The organism is Alkalibacterium psychrotolerans (genome assembly GCF_054784355.1).
This window is the reverse complement of sequence record NZ_BAAGPH010000103.1, coordinates 1-3,682: the sequence shown is the minus strand read 5'-3', so window position 1 is coordinate 3,682 and position 3,682 is coordinate 1. Positions and strand designations below refer to the sequence as shown.

Below are 3,682 nucleotides of genomic sequence, written 5' to 3'. Positions count from 1 at the left end.
GAAGGTTCATTTAGTTAAAATCTACTTCGAGAACGCACTATTTTGTAGAAAAATTCCCAATTTTTCCAAGAACGATTAATTTATTCAAGAAACCAGCTTAAATTATAGAGCTATGAATTATTCAGGACTAATATATCGTCTTAGGATAATAAAAAGTACGATAAAGGAACAATAAGGACGAAATACATCATTAGATATAATCATACAGCAACACTTATAACCAAAAACCTACGTTCGCTTATTGTTTATATAGTTCTATTTAAGGATAAATTAATAACTTGGTTGAGCGCTAGTCGTGTTTTGTTTTATAATTCTGATCAGCAGCGTTGCCTATCTATTAGTCTTTTTTGACTAGTAGCTGTTACTCTTTTTGAGTAAGAGTTAATTACTTCTGCTCAAAATTGAAGACATCTAACTGTGTTTTGTTTCGTAATAGCGTTGCATGAATAGGAGCGCTGCACCCAAGTGTTCGTTTTGTAATCCATAATAAGAGGGCGTAGTCTTAAAACCTATAACATCAGCATTTAAGACTGCGCCCTTAGAGTCTTGTTTTGTAATCAGCACTCTTTTTGTATGCAACGTTCGTGTTGTTTTGTAACGTTGCATGGAGCGCTCCGTTTAAATCCGTTGCTATTACTCAATAATGATAGTTTCGCTCATCGTGTTTGTTTTGTAATTGAACGCTATAAAGAGCGCTACACTGCGTACAATGCCCCTATAATATAAAGACCCCGGACATTTTAGTCCAGGGCTAATCTGTGTTGTTTTGTAATTAAATATAGTATCTAAGTAAGATTATCGATAATTATTTTTGTACTCCTCCTCGGTTATGGTTGTAGAAACGTCACTATCACAATTCCCACATTTTCCTTTAGCATAGCTATTGTAGGCCAACAAATAGACGTTCAAATAAATTAATTTTCCTTCTGCATCAAAACATGTTGTGCAATAAGGACCTTCTTCTCCCTTGTAATAGGCATTTCCTCTTTTTTTCAATTCTGAACGTGTTATGTCAATATTCTTTAATCCATGGTTTTCAATTCTTAAACGTCTGTTTTCTTCCTGAATCTGAATTAATTCTTTTTGAACATCCATGACAGCTCTCATAGCTGTAGGATCATTGCTGCCTGATGCTAATCCAATCATCTTTTCTAATGATTTCCCGAAGTCCATATTAACATACCTCCAGTCTTTGATTACTCATATTGTAACGTAAATCTTAATCTTTAAATACAAGTAATTCACCTGCTCTATCCACTTCAGCAAACTTGACTAATACTTTTTTTAGTTTTCACTCTCTATAGTTCTCCATTAATTTTCTTTTCAACTAAATCTTGGCCAAAGGCTTGTAATACATAAGGGAATCTAGGATTTTCTAATTCATCTTGACTTTGAACATATACTTGTGTACCCACTCTTACAATCATCTCTAAATTTGTTAAACTAATAACATGCCTATTATTTATCGGCAACTTAACAGGATTACCTTCATTTTTATAAAGTCTATACAGTATAGTCCAACAATGTGGATCATTAACCGCATCAATTCTCCATTTTTCTATTTTTTCGTTCACAACCTTGTCTTTTCTTTTAGTGATTATCATGGCTGACACTTGAAAAACAATTAAAAATAGCGATAAAAATAACGTAACCATTAGATATCCAGTGAACTCGTTCAAGAAATTAATCATGTTTAATCTTCGAAGAGTTTCAGTAGACCAGAAATTCATTGATACTAAAATAGCTGAAGTTACAAAGAATGATAGCAGTATCGCAAAATTTATTGGTTTACTAATAAATTTAAAAAAACTATCCACTTATAAAATCCTCCTTTTCTTCTATCGTTTATTTTTTCATAGTAGCTAGAAAGGCTTAAAATTCAAATATGTTTTTTAACTTCCTCAATTTCATCGTGCCATTTTTTCTCTTGCTCTTTTGATATTTTAAGCGCTGCAATATCTTTTCTATCTTTTAACCGCCTTTGTAAGTTCTGCTCGTAACTTATCAATCTCGCTAACTCAAATATTTTGGCCTTAGCTTCCTCAGGGCTCATATAAACAGCTCCTTTTATTTTTATTATATCAAGGTGCTTTAACCTTAAACAGGACAACATGAAAAAGGGAGCTGCTATAATTAGCAACTCCCTCTATGTCTTTAAGCTCTATTTTAGAGAAATTCAGAACGAGAACTTTTGTTCGTATGCAAGAGGGACAAAAAAGAAGCCTACAACCGTTGTAAGATTGCTGTCATACCAACGTTTGTAAGGCTTCAAAATTATAACAGTATGGTCCCTACTGGGCATAAACAATGTATTTTATATAGTTTAAATAAGTATCAAATTCTAATATATATTATAGAAGAAACTATTTAAGCGTATTTTATAGAGTTATTTAGTTTAAAAGTATCATGCAGATAAAACATGCAAGCATTACTGCAACACAAATTTACCTCAGGGCCAGGTGTTAGATCACTCTTATGGAGTGGTCTTTTTTATCGCTCATAGTGTTTTGTTTTGTAATTCTGATCAGCAGCGTTGCATAGCTGTCAGACAATTTTGACTAATAGCTGTTACTCTTATTTGAGTAATAGCTGAAGTACCGTTACGGTATGTATGGTTAACCTTTTTTGACTAACCAAATTGGTTAGTCTTTTTCAGTAAGCTATCTAATGCACCGAATTAGTGCACTAGTTAAGGGTGTCGATTAAATCTACTCCCTTAGAGCTGATAGAACGAATCGTTATGCTAGGTCTCCCCAATTTTGGGTAACCCTCAACTTTAGTACTTCTGCTCAAAATTGAGCGGATCTTGACAAGGGTATGCCAATTTTGACCTAACCTTAGATCTGTCCAGAATTGGACACATCCCCTCAAGATTGAGGACATCTATCTGTGTTCTGTTTTGTAAGAGCGTTGTATGAATTGGAGCGTTGCACACAAGTCCTTGTTATGTAATTTATGATAATAGGTGCATTCATAATGCCTATAGTATCAGCATTTGAGCTTGCACCCCTTAGAGTGTTGTTTTGTAATCAATTCTCATTTTGTATGCAACGAATCTGTGTTTGTTTCGTAACGTTGCATTTCAACGCTCCGTTTCAAAATAGCCCAATCCATTCTTGGACCGGGCTTAATCTGTGTTTGTTTTGTAGTTTCAATCGGAGCGCTCATCGTGTTTGTTTTGTAATGCTATATGTAAAAGTACCGTTTCGGTACCTCAGGTTTCATTTTCTTCTTTAAGCGCTCTTTTTTCTTCTAAGAACTCAAATAAGGAGTCTGTACAGTCCATGAAGATCATAAGGACTACCAACATGTATATTCTTTCGTCTCCAAATATCTCTCCAAGACCCACAGCCAAGTACCACGCTGTTTTTGCAGCTTTAGTATAATGAATCCGTCTTGTAACATATTGAAACCAACTTAGAAAAATATAAGCTATAAATGATAACGGAGAAATAAAAAGGCCTAATCTTGTCAAAAAATCTCCAGCAGTTATCAACCAATCAGCTACACTTTGCACTGGAACACCCCCACACACAGCTTTACTTTTAGTATAACAAACTCAAGTTTCGCACCCCTAAGAACGACGTTCTATCCTTTTACCGTAAAGATCAGTTAGAATATTGAACTTAAAAGTACAGAAAAAGACACCTCTCTTTGGTAAAATGTAGTTACCAACAAACAT

Annotated in this window: 4 protein-coding genes; all 4 read right to left on the bottom strand. The window is 34.2% G+C overall.

Features of this window, described 5'->3' with window-relative positions:
- Positions 1-795 precede the first annotated feature (795 nt).
- Positions 796-1,173 carry a hypothetical protein gene (locus ACYVLS_RS09255; protein ID WP_460323832.1) on the bottom strand — a complete coding sequence of 126 codons (378 nt, stop codon included), beginning with the start codon at positions 1,171-1,173 and terminating at the stop codon, positions 796-798.
- A gap of 125 nt (positions 1,174-1,298) precedes the next feature.
- Positions 1,299-1,817 carry a super-infection exclusion protein B gene (locus tag ACYVLS_RS09250; protein WP_460323830.1) on the bottom strand — a complete coding sequence of 173 codons (519 nt, stop codon included), beginning with the start codon at positions 1,815-1,817 and terminating at the stop codon, positions 1,299-1,301.
- A gap of 62 nt (positions 1,818-1,879) precedes the next feature.
- The gene (locus ACYVLS_RS09245; protein WP_460323828.1) at positions 1,880-2,053 is read right to left on the bottom strand and encodes a hypothetical protein; all 174 of its coding nucleotides are present in this window, start codon (positions 2,051-2,053) and stop codon (positions 1,880-1,882) included.
- Positions 2,054-3,214: 1,161 nt separating this feature from the next.
- Positions 3,215-3,517, bottom strand: coding sequence for a hypothetical protein (locus ACYVLS_RS09240; RefSeq protein WP_460323826.1), 303 nt, complete (start codon positions 3,515-3,517; stop codon positions 3,215-3,217).
- Positions 3,518-3,682: the final 165 nt, after the last annotated feature.

Bases quoted from the DNA above. Each gene is read 5' to 3' on its own strand.
- ACYVLS_RS09255 (WP_460323832.1), bottom strand. From the start codon at position 1,173: ATGGACTTCGGGAAATCATTAGAAAAGATGATTGGATTAGCATCAGGC.
- ACYVLS_RS09245 (WP_460323828.1), bottom strand. From the start codon at position 2,053: ATGAGCCCTGAGGAAGCTAAGGCCAAAATATTTGAGTTAGCGAGATTG.